The sequence below is a fragment of the Dolichospermum sp. UHCC 0260 genome (assembly GCF_009711985.1).
In the GTDB taxonomy this organism is placed as follows: domain Bacteria; phylum Cyanobacteriota; class Cyanobacteriia; order Cyanobacteriales; family Nostocaceae; genus Dolichospermum; species Dolichospermum lemmermannii.
Window position 1 is genome coordinate 1 of sequence record NZ_VIKZ01000078.1, and the last position, 15,297, is coordinate 15,297.

The 15,297-nt window shown below is 39.3% G+C and carries 16 protein-coding genes and 1 pseudogene; 13 read left to right on the plus strand and 4 right to left on the minus strand.

What is annotated here, in order from left to right; translation table 11 throughout:
* Nucleotides 1–92 precede the first annotated feature (92 nt).
* The 5 genes and pseudogenes from FJR08_RS21295 (at nt 93) to FJR08_RS21310 (ending at nt 3,663) form a co-directional block, all read left to right on the plus strand.
* Complete coding sequence (locus FJR08_RS21295; RefSeq protein WP_168634487.1) at nt 93–374, plus strand: hypothetical protein; 282 nt, start codon at nt 93–95, stop codon at nt 372–374.
* A gap of 216 nt (nt 375–590) precedes the next feature.
* Complete coding sequence (locus FJR08_RS23370; RefSeq protein WP_217357548.1) at nt 591–734, plus strand: hypothetical protein; 144 nt, start codon at nt 591–593, stop codon at nt 732–734.
* 63 nt (nt 735–797) lie between these two features.
* Nucleotides 798–1,841 (plus strand): annotated as a pseudogene (locus FJR08_RS21300) (DUF5131 family protein).
* 325 nt (nt 1,842–2,166) lie between these two features.
* On the plus strand, nt 2,167–2,226 hold the full coding sequence (locus tag FJR08_RS24340; protein ID WP_083881545.1) for a hypothetical protein: 60 nt from the start codon (nt 2,167–2,169) through the stop codon (nt 2,224–2,226).
* A gap of 924 nt (nt 2,227–3,150) precedes the next feature.
* Nucleotides 3,151–3,663: a thermonuclease family protein gene (locus FJR08_RS21310; protein WP_148279159.1), complete on the plus strand. Its 513-nt coding sequence runs from the start codon at nt 3,151–3,153 to the stop codon at nt 3,661–3,663.
* Here FJR08_RS21310 and FJR08_RS21315 read toward each other — a convergent pair whose 3' ends face one another.
* Both FJR08_RS21315 and FJR08_RS21320 read right to left on the minus strand, forming a co-directional pair.
* Nucleotides 3,664–4,491, minus strand: coding sequence for a hypothetical protein (locus FJR08_RS21315; RefSeq protein WP_168634488.1), 828 nt, complete (start codon nt 4,489–4,491; stop codon nt 3,664–3,666). It abuts the gene before it with no gap.
* 210 nt (nt 4,492–4,701) lie between these two features.
* Nucleotides 4,702–5,109: an amidohydrolase family protein gene (locus FJR08_RS21320; RefSeq protein WP_254435823.1), complete on the minus strand. Its 408-nt coding sequence runs from the start codon at nt 5,107–5,109 to the stop codon at nt 4,702–4,704.
* Nucleotides 5,110–5,268: 159 nt separating this feature from the next.
* Here FJR08_RS21320 and FJR08_RS21325 point away from each other — a divergent pair, with 159 nt between their 5' ends.
* Genes FJR08_RS21325 through FJR08_RS21335 form a run of 3 tightly spaced genes read left to right on the plus strand, consistent with a single transcriptional unit; the run spans nt 5,269 to nt 7,463 of the window.
* Nucleotides 5,269–6,018, plus strand: coding sequence for a ParA family protein (locus FJR08_RS21325; protein ID WP_168634489.1), 750 nt, complete (start codon nt 5,269–5,271; stop codon nt 6,016–6,018).
* Nucleotides 6,018–6,929 (plus strand): ParB/RepB/Spo0J family partition protein, encoded by a 912-nt coding sequence (locus FJR08_RS21330; protein ID WP_168634490.1) that lies wholly within the window; start codon nt 6,018–6,020, stop codon nt 6,927–6,929. Before FJR08_RS21325 ends, FJR08_RS21330 begins: the two co-directional genes overlap by 1 nt.
* Nucleotides 6,930–6,962: 33 nt before the next feature.
* Nucleotides 6,963–7,463: a hypothetical protein gene (locus tag FJR08_RS21335; RefSeq protein ID WP_168634491.1), complete on the plus strand. Its 501-nt coding sequence runs from the start codon at nt 6,963–6,965 to the stop codon at nt 7,461–7,463.
* Nucleotides 7,464–7,549: 86 nt separating this feature from the next.
* Here FJR08_RS21335 and FJR08_RS21340 read toward each other — a convergent pair whose 3' ends face one another.
* Nucleotides 7,550–8,503, minus strand: coding sequence for a nucleotidyl transferase AbiEii/AbiGii toxin family protein (locus FJR08_RS21340; protein ID WP_168634492.1), 954 nt, complete (start codon nt 8,501–8,503; stop codon nt 7,550–7,552).
* Nucleotides 8,504–8,762: 259 nt separating this feature from the next.
* Between FJR08_RS21340 and FJR08_RS21345 the strand changes: the two genes are divergently transcribed.
* The 4 genes from FJR08_RS21345 to FJR08_RS21365 all read left to right on the plus strand — a co-directional run bounded on the left by FJR08_RS21345 (nt 8,763) and on the right by FJR08_RS21365 (nt 13,986).
* Nucleotides 8,763–9,044, plus strand: a complete 282-nt coding sequence (locus FJR08_RS21345; RefSeq protein WP_168634493.1) for an HNH endonuclease signature motif containing protein — start codon at nt 8,763–8,765, stop codon at nt 9,042–9,044.
* Nucleotides 9,045–9,374: 330 nt separating this feature from the next.
* Entirely contained in the window at nt 9,375–12,218 is a 2,844-nt protein-coding gene (locus tag FJR08_RS21355; protein ID WP_168634494.1) for a pentapeptide repeat-containing protein, read from the plus strand.
* 7 nt (nt 12,219–12,225) lie between these two features.
* Entirely contained in the window at nt 12,226–12,711 is a 486-nt protein-coding gene (locus FJR08_RS21360) for a gluconokinase (RefSeq protein ID WP_174783200.1), read from the plus strand.
* 387 nt (nt 12,712–13,098) lie between these two features.
* On the plus strand, nt 13,099–13,986 hold the full coding sequence (locus tag FJR08_RS21365) for an ExeA family protein (RefSeq protein ID WP_254435824.1): 888 nt from the start codon (nt 13,099–13,101) through the stop codon (nt 13,984–13,986).
* Between the two features lie 95 nt (nt 13,987–14,081).
* Here the strand turns inward: FJR08_RS21365 and FJR08_RS21370 are convergent, their stop codons facing one another.
* Nucleotides 14,082–14,873 carry a hypothetical protein gene (locus FJR08_RS21370; RefSeq protein ID WP_254435825.1) on the minus strand — a complete coding sequence of 264 codons (792 nt, stop codon included), beginning with the start codon at nt 14,871–14,873 and terminating at the stop codon, nt 14,082–14,084.
* Nucleotides 14,874–15,053: 180 nt separating this feature from the next.
* Here FJR08_RS21370 and FJR08_RS21375 point away from each other — a divergent pair, with 180 nt between their 5' ends.
* Nucleotides 15,054–15,242 (plus strand): hypothetical protein, encoded by a 189-nt coding sequence (locus FJR08_RS21375; protein WP_168634496.1) that lies wholly within the window; start codon nt 15,054–15,056, stop codon nt 15,240–15,242.
* Nucleotides 15,243–15,297: the final 55 nt, after the last annotated feature.

Genomic DNA, 15,297 nt, shown 5'->3' on the forward strand with positions numbered 1-15,297 from the left:
GGTAAAGCTCCAAATGATGATATGGAAACTTTATGTAAATTTGTTACTGAATTGGTGGCAATAGCTAACAAAATATCTTTAAGGTAAAAATCATGAGAGTTAAAACTATTCAAGGATTCAACGAATCAGTACCTTGTGAAATTTTCGTTATGTATCACAAAGATTCACTTGGAGACGTAGGTTATTGGTACTGCATTAAAGGGACAAGAAATATAAAATTGACTCTTGATGAAATTAAGGAAGGTGTTGAATGTGCAAGTATCGTCAATGTTGAGAAAACTAGCAAAAATATAGCTAGTTATACAGTTGATAGAGACGTGAACACAGCAATGGAATTTGAGGAATGGATACTAATACCTTGGCATGGATGTTAGTAATTGATATTTTATCATGCTACCGCTTAATTATTTTGGTTTTCTGAGGTTAAAAACATTGAGGAAAATGTTGGAGTTAGTTGAAAAAGCTAAAAACGCCATGTAATTTAGTGGTTTTAATGTTGTCACTCAATGAATTTGGTGTTTTTCTGGGGTAAAATAATGAAAGGTGTTTCTAGTTTTTACATGACTCAATTGTAGAAAATTACCACAGCAATGAAAGAGGCAGAAATCCCATATAAAACAGAGGAATTTATGACAGTTGGGAACACCACAGCCTTCAATTTATTTGTGGACTTGGAGAACCTGAAAATAGCCAGGGAATTATGTATGCAAGTTGAACTGTATCGTCAATATTAATTTTATCGGCACTGTTGATGTTGAGTCAATGGTGCTTTTTTTTAATAACCCAGGGACAAAAAAATGAGCAAAGATTCTAATATTGAATGGACTGGTAATACATGGCCAATAGTAACGGGGTGTGATCCAGATTCGGACGGCTGCGCGAATTGTTATGCAGTGTTGGAAAGTTGGATTCATTCACATCATCCGAACCCCAAAATCTCTGATGTTTTTGCAGGAACAGTTAGGAAATCAATCAATGGTAAACTCCAATGGACAGGACAAATTAACCTGCAACCCCAACGCTTAAAATAGATTTTGGAATGGGGAAACTGGGAAAACCCCGAACTCGTATTTGTTGCTAATTTGGGGGATTTATTTCATAAAGATGTTCCCTTCGATTTCATAGATGAAGCTGTGGCATACATGATCATCGCCCGGTGGAACATTTACCAAATTCTCACCAAACGCCCGGAAATTATGCACCAGTATTTCACCAGTCCTGACCGTCTCCAAAAGATTCAATCTGCATTGGTGAAAGCTAAATCCGAAATACTAGAAACCAAGCTAACAAAACGGGTACGCAAATTGGTTGAGGAAAGTTGCAGATTCTTAGAGGAAACGGAACTCAAGTTACCATTTGATCATCTGTGGTTGGGGTATTCAGTATGCACACAGAAAGACGCTAAAGATATTTATTATCTGCTTAAAACCCCTGCGAAGATTCGGTTCTTGAGTTGTGAACCATTACTCGAAGACATTGATTTGTCAGAGTATTTAAGCGAGTTTATTGGTGCGGGTATCTGTGATGGCTGCGGTGAACAACGGGATATTCTCTATGCTGTTGACGCTGCACCCGTAGCTGGATTAGCAATTTGTAATCAGTGTAAACCTCAATTAAGTTGGGTAATTATTGGTGGGGAGTCTGGACACAATGCTAGACAAACTCATATTGAATTTATGCGATCGCTCACCCACCAATGTCAAAAAGTCCAAGTACGAGTATTTATCAAACAACTCGGAGCAAAACCCATGTTAAATAATGCACCCTACAAAATCAGTGATAAAAAGGGTGGGATTTTAACGGAGTTCCCAGCAGATTTACAGTTACGTCAATTTCCTTAACATCATAGACTCAGGGTTATTCCTGGGTCTTTTTCTAATACTATCGCTGACTGGTAGCGGTGAATTATCAATTGAAATATTTAATCATGAAAACCATTGTTTTAGACCCCAACAAAATGAACAGAAATCACAGTCTTAAAATATTCGAGAAAATCAATAAAAAACTGCTTAAACAAATCCGTGCTGAAAAGAATTATCAAACCCCCAAAGGTTATATTTCCTGGGATGAATTAAGTGGTATTGTCGGGGTGGGATTATCAACCTGCGATGTCGAATTTGCTAATGCTGACTTTTCGGCGTTTATTCATAGTCATCGAATGTCATTATGGTTTGTTCAGGATGCCCCCCTTTATTGCATTACCCCAGAGTTATTTCATGCTTTTGATAATACTGATGTACTAAATAAACAAGGGGTATTAACAGGTTGGCAACCATCATTACCGACGTTTTTGGTGGCGTTGCCCAAAGTATTAAAATCACCCAGTGGGGATATAGATTATTTGGTGGTTCATTGTACAAATAACCAACATCCAGAATGGGGAACAGGGAAGTGGAGAGATATTCAAATCCCAGATATTCAGACTGGAAACTTGCACTTTGATTGGTCCACAACCAGCAGCAAAGAAACTGTGTGGATGTCTAGTTGTCAGGTTACAGATAACGGTGATTTGAGTTACAACGATGACAATAATCTTGGTAGGAATACCATTGACGAAGCTGACAGGGAATTTTTAGACAGGGTAAGAAATCTTGTGCTTAATATTCTGTTGTCTTTGGAGTATTCCCCAAGTCTAAATACCGAAGTTTCCGATAGTGAAATTATTGCCAAATCCCAGGGTTTCGGTGTGATTAAGAACCCCAATATTCGTCGGGCTAGATGGTTAGGTAAGGGTTATCAAAGTAAATCTGAGGGTAGCGGTGGTACTCATTCATCACCCCATACTCACTGGCGACGGGGACATTGGCGGGTTTTAGAACCATCTGGTGACAATAAATGGAAACAATCAAAACGGATTTGGATTGAACCTGTTTTAGTTAATGCGTAATAGTTATGGGGTTATTTCCAGACCCCAATTTTATTTTGTTTGGCAATGGTTTTGGCAGTTTCCAGGTTTCCAGGGAACTTTGATTGGGGCAATTATCCTGTTTTAGTTTAGCCAGTCCTTGCACTAATAATTCCTCTAATACTGTGTAAGTTTCGCTATTGGGGGGATTTTTACCAGATATTAATATGAGAACGATGCCCAACACCCCCAATAAACCGAGTCCCCAAATAAGTTGTTTGTTTATGTTATAATGTTAGAAAAAGATGATGATTGTACCAAATCAAAGAATCAAACCCACCCTGAAATTTATTGCTGATGGGGATACCCTCAAACTCAATTATGAAGGACAAGATTTTCATGGTCGTGCCAGGTGGATTGATGCCCCAGAAATGCAGAAACCCGGACAATATAGTGATAACCCCCAAATATTAAAACATTGGGAATGGGCAATAAAATCTAAAGAGTTTCTTGGAAGTTTAATCACTAGAAAACCCTTGATAATTATTCCCTACGAACTTGATCAATATAATCGGTGGTTATGTGATTGGTATGTTGGCACAGTTTCAGCATCAACTAATATTCAATTACAAATGTGTTTGGCGGGAATGTGTGCTTATTATTTACCATTTCAATATTACAGTTTTCCGACGACAAGAGAATTAAGTTTGTACACAGGAATCATTAAAAACTGTGCAAAAGCTTATAAATTAAAGTCTGGGTTTTGGAAAGAGGATAAATTCATGTTACCCCACGAAATCAAAAGCTTAAAACTATAATTACTGTTTTCTTTCAATGGGTATGAAGTGTTCTAAGTTCAATAATCTCACACCCAAATCTATAACAAAGATTCCTGTCATTTGGAGGATAATAAACACTATTAGCCAAGATTTTAACCCACCAGGGATGCTAGTAATAATCTCCATAATTTTAGATAAATCATTGATTTTATTTCTGCTTTCTGCAAGTTGTTCCCAGTTCTCATCATCGTTTTGTTGATAAACCTCTAATGCTTTGACTCTGCTCATCAATGAAGAATCTTCCCATAAAAGCATTTTTTCGACTTGTTGCAGTTTGGCAGAATTTTCCCTAACTTGAACTTCTAATCTAATTAATGTTTCAATTGATTGTCGGTCAACAATGGGATTTTCAGTTAAAGATTTAACAAGAAATTCTAACTCATCAAGAGACTGTTTTCCAGCCCCTGATTTGATAGCTTCGGGAATAGCCCTTAATAATATTCCATTTCTCTCATTAGATGCTTTAAGTTTTTCCTCTAGGTGTTTTCTTTCAGTAATATCAATAGCTTGATTGACAATAAAAAACTCGTGTCGTTTAGACGAAATAGCTAAACAAGTACCTTCAAAATAATACTCCCAAGTTATTTCAGTTCCTACTGGGGAGTCAAGTAATTGCTGCATTTGCACACTTTGCTTTTTGCAACTTCCACCAGCCAGCATTCCCTTAATATTCTCTTTCTCTAGGTTAAACAAAGCAGATAGTTTGTTATTAACCGTAAGATACGTCAGATTTAAGTCAACAATTGAAATAAACCCCGGCATGGCTTCTATAAATTCAATTTGATATGCCTCTTGTTCTGGATTCATAATTTTAATTGAAAAACTTAATTTCTATTTTATTCCTAATATTTAAAATTGTCCTAAATTTGGGTATAAATTTGATTTTGAATATGTTATCAAAACCAGTGATTACACACCATGAAAATAAATATTAATTTGTGAAAGTTAAAATATAATCAATCCACAAACGTACAAACCGGAACTCTTGACCGCTAAATAACCCCCGGTCACTCAGTTTTAAGTCTGGTACAGTTGACGGAAATCGTTTACCGTCAGTTTTGCCCCGGCGGTTTCAAACTCGATGGCAGGGACACAAGCAGGAAAACCAAAAGCTATTTTAAAGGGAGTTTGCAGAGCATTATTCACCATGAACCGGATACCCTCTAAACCCAACATATTGGCGATTTCGTGGGGGTCAGAGACAGAGGCCACCGTACCATGCACCGTCGCTAATCGGGCAAATTCACTAGGCACAAGCATCGAGCTTTCGATATGAACATGAGCATCAACAAAACCGGGAAGGATATATTCTGAGTATTGCCCCTGGTCTTGGACTATATTTTGAATGTGTCCATCCTGAATGTAGATAGTACCCGGAAAAATGCGACGGTGGAGAACATTTACTATATTGCCGGCAAGTGTCAAATTATTCATAATTTTACTGGTAAATCATAACCGTAGATAGACTTTTAGTTACAGAATAATGCTTTAATAGAGATAGGATTTTGCTGATGAATAAACCCTGATTTTCCCTGACTCTCAAGTATTACCATAAACTGTAGAACCAAGAATTTAAAGAAAATTGTGACTAAAATTATTGCTATTTTCAATCAAGCCGGTGGGGTGATGAAAACCAGTCTGACGATGAATTTGGGTTATCATCTCTCCCGCAAACACAAAGTTTTACTGGTGGATACTGACCCCCAGGCATCCCTGACAACTTTTATGGGACTTGAACCCCATGAACTTGAAGAAATCGTTGCTGACTCACTACTCACACCAGAGACTAAATTACCAATTCACCACAATTTACACGGTATGGATTTAGCCCCGGCTAATATTACCCTCAGTGCGGTAGAATTACAACTCTCTGCGGTTATGGCCAGGGAACTACGACTCAAACAAGCTTTAGAACCCATTTTAAATAACTACGATTTCATTTTGATTGACTGTCCTCCCTCTTTAGGTATCCTCAGTATTCTCGGACTCTGTGCTGCTACTCATGTCTTAGTACCAGTCCAGACTCATTACAAAGCATTCAAGGGAACGGAGTTATTGTTGGATAGCATCAAACAGGTGAAGAAACATATCAATCCGAAATTAGCGATCGCCGGATTTGTGCCAACGTTGTATGTGAATGCCAACCAAGACAAAGTGATTTTGGAGGCTTTGGAACAGCAGTTATCACCACTAGCCAAAGTTTATCCGAAGATACCCCGTGCCACAGCCTTTGCGGATGCGGTGATGAATAGTCAACCATTGGCTGTGTATGACCCCAAACATCCAGCGATCGCAGTGTTGAAAAAGATAGCATTGGGGATGGAGAAACTGTAATGGTCAAGAAACCTTTAGAACTCCCAAAAATGCGTGGTGTGGAAGATTTGTTGAGTATGGATGTGGAATCAGAATCACCAACTGCCACCGTTAATATTGATAAAATTCGTTTACCTGCTCAACAACCCCGACGGTATTTTGACCCTGAGAAACTCAGTCAACTGGTGCAGTCAGTTAAAGAACACGGGATTTTACAACCTTTGTTGGTGCGTGCTGTTAATGGTGAATTTGAGTTAGTCGCTGGTGAACGCCGACTCCGGGCGGCCAAAGAAGCGGGGTTAACGGAAGTGCCGATTATCACCAAGGAATTATCTGATATTCAAACCCTGCAAATTGCTTTATTGGAAAACCTGCAACGGGAAGATTTAAACCCAGTTGAAGAAACCGAGGGGATTTTAGAATTATTAAGTATTGAACTTGATGTAAATTCTGGTGAGGTGATATCAATTCTCAATCAAGCAGCCAACGCTAAAAAACGGGGTTTAGACCTGACGGAAAACGTTTCCCGTCAACTGGAAATTGTGGGATTGGTGTTACAGGGTGTGGGGAGATTCACTGCTGAAAGTTTTCGGACCAGTCGTTTACCATTATTGAATTTACCCGATGATGTATTGGAAATATTGCGGCAGGGGAAAATAGAATACACCAAAGCCAGAGCGATCGCTAAACTCAAAGATGAGGGTGAACGTAGGGAACTACTGGATAAAGTTCTTAATGAAAATCTATCTTTAAGTGAGATTAAGCAGTTAGTAAAGGAATTAACCCCAGGGAAAATCACAGCCAAAGAAACATTGAATGCTAAATATTCCGAGATTGGTAAACGGTTGAAGAATGCTCAGGTGTGGGAAGATGCTAAAAAAACCAAAAAGCTAGAGAAATTGTTGAGTGATTTAGAACAATTGTTGGAATAGAAACCCAGAAATAATCAAAACAGGAGATGCACTATGGCGAGAAAGTCTAAGGATTTTAAAGATTTGATGAAACAAAAACAGAGTTCCCAAGATAAGCAGAAAAACCTGGAAGCACTTAGAAAGAAGATGGTAGAGGGGGGATTTGGGGAATTGGCTGCAAATATACCGATAGAACCCAAGGGCGCTCCAAAAATGTCAGAAATTCTCCAACAGTTCGTTGCTCCGTACTTAGATAATGTACACACATCAAAACGACGTAAATCATTATTTAGTTTGGCTGTGGTAGCCTGGAATGCGGCGGTGATGCCTGAATCTCAACAAAAAACAACACTTGATACTTTCTTGGAACAACAGTTATCAAATCAGGATGCAGAAACTCAACAGGCGATTACACAAATGATTGATGAACTAATTGCTAGGAAACATCAGCATTTCTCTGATAATAAATATTTTATTCTGGACTTTCAAATTACAGAAACAGGACAAAGATATGATATCTCTGTGGCTTCAACTTTGTGGGAAAATCCTCAATGAATTATGACTGTAGCACCTATGTCACACAATTTTCTTAGAAAAGAGTAGATTTGTTTGTGTTTGCCGCGAAGAAAAGCAATTAATTGTCATTCCCAGTCTTGTTTAGATTCGCTAAATGTTCTAGGTGTCTTGTTTAAATTCAAATCACCCGCCATTAAATCAATACCATCAATAATTTTACTGGGTTCGGCAATTCTCAAAGCCGTAAAACATTTGTCTCGATAATTGGGGTGATTTTGGAAAAAGGCGATCGCTTTTTTTAAAGGTTCAATTACAGGATAAGCTAATTCTGCCTTCTCAATAGCTGCTTGAGGAATAGGAGAATTGAGCCTTTGCATCGCCAAATCAATTAAATCTCTCGACTCTACAGAGGAATCATTCCATCTGTCAGAATTAGCTAAAAGTTTTTCCGCAAAACTGTCAATTTGATTTAAGCATGGGACAGGCGACCAACTGGGATAATCTGCCTCTCCCAATTCAATCCGTCCTTCCATAATTATCTCAAATTTAATCAGAGTTTCATCAACTACAATGGCAAATCTTACTCCGTACTGGTCAGCTTTAATTTCTCCGGGTAGGTTGAGATTATTTTGAGTATTAAAAAGGGCATTATATTGATTTTCAGCTATTTTTTGTCGTAGTAATCGGTAGCCAGTACCAGTGGAACAGAGAAAATCTATATCCTTGCTTAATCTATATTCCCCATGATTTAAACTAACCAGAGTCCCACCGCCAAAATACGCGCCACACTCTAATAAAAAATTAGCATTTAATTGATTAAGAACAATTAAAATTTTTTGATGAAATTCCCTCTCAAACATTTTCGCTCCTAACCATGAATGATAATATTGAGCTAATTGTTGCACAAATAAGGCTTCTATTTGGCTCAAGTCGCCTAAAACTCCCCGGTAATGCCACCCTCGTTCATATATTCTCAGCATTTCTAAAGGAGTCAGATTTTCTATATCTTCTCTTTGCCAACATAATTTTTCTAAAAACGGTAATTTCTCTGGAGTTTTAATTTGAGGTTTAATTAACATTGGGGGTATACTGGAGTTTAGTATTTTGAATCAGGGAATAGGAAGAAAATTGAAGCAGGAGTCAGGTTTCGCATTGATAAATAATTATTATAATTGTCAATTAAAGCAATATTGTAATTATATCCCATATATCTATTTATCAGAAACATTAATAAAATCCTAATAATAGGAAAGGATAGTAATTTATTGGTACATTTATCAACAAAAATGTTATTATATAATAATAGTGAAATACTGATATTAAGATTCAATAGCTATCATGGTATATCCAAAACATTGGAAACAATTAGCTAAATCCATCAAGGAAAAATCAGGTTGGCGTTGTCAAAAATGCGATCGCTCATTACCCCCCGATAAAAACCCCCAACGTCGTACCCACCTACAAGTTCATCATTGGAATAGAAACCCATCAGACAATAGACCCGAAAATCTAGTAGCTTTATGTCCAAAATGTCATCTTAGTTATCATCGCGGTGGTAAGGGTAATGTTTCTGTGGGGCAGTTGTCGTTGTTTGATTTGTCGGGGTTTGAGAATCGTTGAGTTTTCTTGGGGGAAAAATCGTCCTCCATTACCAACTGGTGGTGTCATGATATCGGATAATGCTTGAGGAATGGTTTCTTTAGATTCTGGGGGGTATTCTGTATAGTTAAAGTTTGCCTATTGTTGATCTAGAGTGTGGGTTTTTAGTTGTTTGATGGCGTGAGTTAGAAAAAATTCGTTTTCACCACAGTATAAGTATGTTGGCATAGTAGTACGGCAATTGTATTGTCGTACATGAGCGTTAGCTTTAGACCCACTATTGAAATTTTATTCCACGAAAAGCTGAATCCAAACAGCAACAATTGTACTTAACAGTTAGGAGAATATGTAATGGCAACACGGCTTTGGAAGTTCCTGAACACAGATATTCATGAGTTTTTTACAGCAGAAACGGTAAAGACAGGAGCGGAATCTGCCAAGGCTGTATTGGAATTGGCGAAGACGCTCAAGGAACAAGGGCAAAGTGCTAAGAGTTCGCAGTTAGCGCCTCTGGTTGGGCAAATCTCTTCACTACTGGATGTGTTGAATTCACCACTTGCCCAAGTTGTCGGTTCAGCCCTCCCTTTCGTACCCATTGCCACGAGCCTGTTAAAAATTTACACCGACTCGACTAAGGCAGAGCCAACATTAGAAAAATCAATTGCTCTGATTACTCAGGAGGCTTACCTAAAAAGCTTTATGGCAATGGTGAAGTTGCCGGAAAATCATGCTCTCTTGGAAAAGATTGGTAATGCACCCACCTCGGAAGCAGTCGAGCAAAAAATCAAAAAATTGGGCAATCTGGAACTGGATGATACAGAAGCAAATAAGGCGTTCGCCTGTTTCCACAATTCCAAACTGGCAGAGGAATTTAATGCTGTGCTGAGTGCCAAACTCACAGCAGCAGGGCTTGGGGAAACAGAGGCCACCGTTTTGAGCGATCGCGTTGCTTGGAACACTCATCAGTACATCCATCAAGCAATATTAGATGCAGGTGAATATGTCAAGCCACTAGCAGAACTACTTCGCAATGGTGGTTGGAAAGAACAGGAAAAATACCAGAGTATTGCGAAATATCTAGAAACACAGATTCAGCCAAAACCATTAGAGCCAGTCTTTGACGAACAATTTGCTTTTGCGGATATCTACGTGCCATTGCAAGCCAAACGGATTCAGCCGGGTGCTGACCAAGAGCCTGTGGGTTTGGAGCAGTGGGCGAAGGACTTGCTGCATGATGACAAAAAAAGTGATCACGTCCTGTTCATCCAAGGTAGTCCCGGACGGGGAAAAAGTGTGTTTTGTCGGATGTTTGCTGATTGGGTGCGGCAACACGAACATCCCCGTTGGACACCAATTCTGATTCGCTTGCGAGATATCAGAACAGTGGAGAAAGACTTTGAGCAGACATTGCGCCAGGTAATTGGCTACGACTTTGCCAAGAATGACGATGGTTGGCTGACCGATTCTAATATCCGCTTTTTATTTATACTAGATGGCTTCGATGAGTTGTTGATGCAAGGCAGAAGCAGTGGCGGACTAGAGGAATTTTTAAAGCAAGTCGGGCTGTTTCAAGAAAACTGTGCTAAAAACCCCGAAAAAGGACATCGGGTATTGATTACAGGACGAACTCTCTCCCTAGAAGGGATCGACCGATTTATGCCGCACAATTTGGAGCGGGTGGAAATTCTGCCCCTAGATCATGCACTCCAACAGCGGTGGTTGAGCAAGTGGGGACATTTAATGGGGACAGACAAGACCCTGGCATTTCAACAGTTTTTACAAGATAGTCGCTGTCCTGAACGAATTCGAGGTACAAACAAGGAAATTGGGTTAGCCCAAGAACCACTTTTACTTTACCTATTGGCAGCAATGTATCGGGATGGTGAATTAACCATTGAAATGTTTGCAGATACTAGTGTCATTGGAGCAAAAATTCTCATCTATGAAAAGGCACTGGATTGGGTACTAACCAAACAGCGTCCTGAATGGTTGAACCAAGAACTCACCGAGTTAAAAATCGATGACTTACGAGGCATCCTCGCAGAAGCTGCTGTGTGCGTTGTGCAATCAGGCGGTGAATGTACAGCACTCTCGATGATTGAAACCAGACTCAATGATCATGATAGTGCGAAGCATCTGCTCAAGGAAGCAAAGCAACGTCTACAGGAAAACCCCATAAGAAATGCGCTGGCAGTATTCTATCTACAACCCAGCCATAAAACTCAGGGTGCAGTAGAGTTTGCTCATAAGAGTTTTGCAGAGTTTTTGTATGCCAAACGGTTGCAGGAATTCTTAGAAGATTGGTCAAAGCCTGGGGATAGACGTAGAAATCGTTACTATATCGATGACGAAACGATGGAGCGCCAGATTTACAATTTGTTTTGGTATGGAGGACTAACGCCTGAGATTGTGGAATATTTGATGGAGTTGCTCAGAAATAGTTTAAAGTTTGATCCTGTGCGTTTGTTTGAGCGTTTGGAGAGGTTCTATTTGCAATGGAGTGATGGAGAATTTATTGATGCACCATCCGACAACTTACCCTTAAACACTTACCAGGAGCTTAAACAGCAAAATATTACTTCAGGAACACGGCAAGTCGATATCTATGCAGGGCTAAATGTGATGATTTTGCTGCTAGAACTGCATCGTTATGCCCAATTTCAAAATCAGCTACAAGATAAAATTACCTTTCATCCCTGTGGACAGACAAACACACAAGACTTTGAGAAGGAGCGATTGCTTCGCATTATTGCTTATAGTAATTCCACATCTAGTGATACATTTCGACGTGTAGTTGGAAGATTTCTCTGTAGCGTCAATCTTTCTCATGCTCGCTTTTTTGGTGCTTACTTACCTCAAACTAATTTCCAGAATGCAAACCTCAGCTATGCAGATATAACTAGGGTTGGTTTTGCTGTGGTGAACTTGAAGGGCGTTAACTTCACTGGAGCGAATCTCAGCCGTACCAATCTCAGTCAGGCTAACCTAGAAAATGCCAACTTCAGCCGGGCTAATCTGAGTGGCGCAAACTTTTTTGGCGCTAACCTCAAAAATATTTCCTGGGACAAGCAAACAAAGTGGGAGAATGCTCAACGTTTAGAAACAGCAGTGAATGTTCCAGAAGCATTGCAGCAACAGTTAGATTTGGTGCTGAGTCCTTCTACAGAAATTTTACCGCTTGAAGATTTAGATTGAGGAAATTATGATTGTAATTCTAATGGGAGTTGCGGGATCAGGCAAAACCACGATTGGTCAAGCACTTGCAGCCGCAACGGGATGGGAGTTTAGTGATGCAGACTGGTTTCACTCAGCAGCCGCAAAGGAAAAGATGAACAGGGGCGAACCACTGACTGATACAGATCGCGCACCCTGGTTACAGACGATGCGAGAAGCCATCGCCCAATGGTTACAAGCAGACAAAAATGCCATCCTTGCCTGTTCTGCGCTCAAAGTTAGCTATCGCCAGATTCTCTGTTACGATGATCCACGGGTAAAGTTAGTTTACCTCCAAGGTAGTTATGGGTTGATTGAGCAGAGATTACGCGATCGCATCGGTCATTTTATGAAAGCCGATCTTTTACAAAGCCAGTTTGAGACTCTGGAAGAACCAACCGCCGCAGAAGCTATATATATAGATATATCGCAAAATTTAGAGGCAATCATTCAGGAGATAAAAGATTACCTGTAGCTGCCTGTCCACGGTAATTGGCTCTTGCTGAGTTGCGTTTTGTTGTCAGTTAACAGCCTATTCGGTAGTAAACCGAGATCCTTGTAAAAACCTGCAAGATGGTCTAGAAACTATTGCTGTGTCTAGGTTTCAGCCTTAGCGTACATTTCTCCCGGTTTGGCAGGGTAGCAACTGAAAACCTTTATTGGTAATACTTTCAGGTTATCTTGCCCCTGGTGACAGCAACGCTAAACTTGGTGGGAAAACCACTACTAAATTTTCTTAGAGGAAAAGAAAATAAGGAAAACACTGGCACATTTTCTTAGAGGAAACCTGTAGGCTAGGAAAAACCTGACAAAATTGTTAAATTAGTTGTGAGAATATAGGTAGGAAGAACACCAAAAACAATTGTTTAAGGATATTAAAGTCGCAATCCATTCAGGAAAGCTGGTTGCCATTACGGGAATTATCGGATGTGGCAAGACGACGACTTTACGACGTTTGTTTGAAGTTTTGGAGAAAGAAGGCAAGATTTTAGTCTCGAAATCGCTTTCTGTTGATAAAAACCGAGCGACGCTGCCAACACTGATTGCTGCCTTATTTTACGATTTATCAACAGATAAGGAAATTAAAATTCCTGCACTTGGGGAAAAACGAGAACGGGAACTGCGTGACCTGATTAGAAAAGGTAAAAAGCCTGTGGCGTTGTTTGTGGATGAGGCTCACGACTTACATTACAGTACGCTCACAGGACTCAAACGTTTAATTGAGGTAGTTGAAGACGGTGGTGGTACGCTCTCAGTAGTGTTAGCTGGTCATCCGAAGCTGAAAAATGATTTGCGCCGTCCAACTATGGAAGAAATTGGCTATCGGGCAACTGTCTTTTCCTTGGAGGGTATTGTTGGTAGCCAAAAAGAATATATTGAATGGTTGGTATCTAAATGTACTACTGAAGATACCCAAATAAGTGACATATTAGAGCCGGATGCCATTGACTTACTTGCCACGCGGTTGAGGACACCATTGCAAATTGAGCAACATTTGACACTAGCTTTCGAGGCTGCATACCTTTTTGGAGAAAAAACAGTTACCATAGCGATTATTGAGTCGATTTTATCTAAGCAAATTGACGATTTGGAACCCACCTTAACCCGACATGGCTACGATGTCAGAGGCTTGGCGGAACAGTTCAATGCCAAACCGGCGGAAATTAAATTGCTGTTTCGCGGACAACTTGACCCAGCGCGCTCTCGTGAATTACATGAGCAAATGCTGGCGGCGGGACTGCCACTTTGAGCGGATTGAAACTGCGATAAAAATGTCAGTATTTATAGTTGCAAATAATCCTGGTTGAAACGGATGATTGCAGGTTGGTTGCAGATAATCCTGGTTCAGTTGCAATTAATTCTGGCTGAAGTGTATTTATAGTTGCATTTAATCCTGGTTTGAAAATCCCTTGATTGCAGGTTTTGGCATTTATAATTGCAGGTCGCTACAACTAATCCTCGTTGCAATTCTTTGGGTAATGTCATCATTTTATCAATTATCTTAAAAAGGGTAACAATTTTTTCTTTTGTTAAGCCTCGCTCGTAAAGTCCCCTAATTAATGTCCATTTCCATTGTTCCCGTTCTGATAAATTCCCCGTGGTGGCTTTGGTTTTTAAATGTGCCATTACTATGATAGCAAAGGGATTGTCACTCGATTCTAATTCCTGCCAACGGGATTCATAGTCCAGGAGTTTAGCAATGGGAAATTTCAAACTTAATTCACAATCTAACATTGCTTGTTCATAACTGTTAGGTCGCCAAGTGGAACTTGTATCACCTAAAATTGCCAAACCCACCACAAATTTATGATAAAGGTCAAAGGCTCGGTAATTATAAATGTACATTCGTTCCTGGAAGTCAACATCATATTGGCTTTGAATTTCAATATGAATTAAAATCCATACTTGTGTTTTATCCAATAACCAAACTTTGTACAGTTTATCTGCTATGCGTTTTTCACTTTTTGATGAAGCTGTAATTTGCTGTAGTTCTTTATCTAGTGATTCCGGTGGTTTTGTCCAATCAATTGCTTTATAAGCCACAGGAAAGAAGAAGGATAAAAAACTATCAAAATATTCGTTTAATGCTTCTTTCCAAGATTCATCGTAATTCGCCGTGATTTCATTTTTGTTCATAAAATGCTATAATAGAAATTGTTATTACAACTTCGGTTTCTTTACTTTAATTTGTTGATATCTACCTAATATTCTAGCCTAAAATAGTTACTTTTTTATCAATACTCTATATTTTAACTAAAGTAAAAACCTATTTTTAAATACGGAGAAGTTTTGATTAATTTAGATACTAAAACGGCAATGTTTACGAAAATTGATTCAGTTACCATTATTAATCATGTTACTTTATTGGTATTCTACACAGAAGCCCATTGTTGGCAGTTCCGGTTAATTAGTGCTGGTGGTGAGGTATTTGGGGAACGCAAGCTTTATTACAGTCCAGAAGCCGCAGAAAAAGCCGGCAGAGAATGGATTGATCTAGATAGTTGATTTTTTCTTAGGGGATGTAAAGAGAATTGATTGCAGCAAGGTATTGTTTAACCCA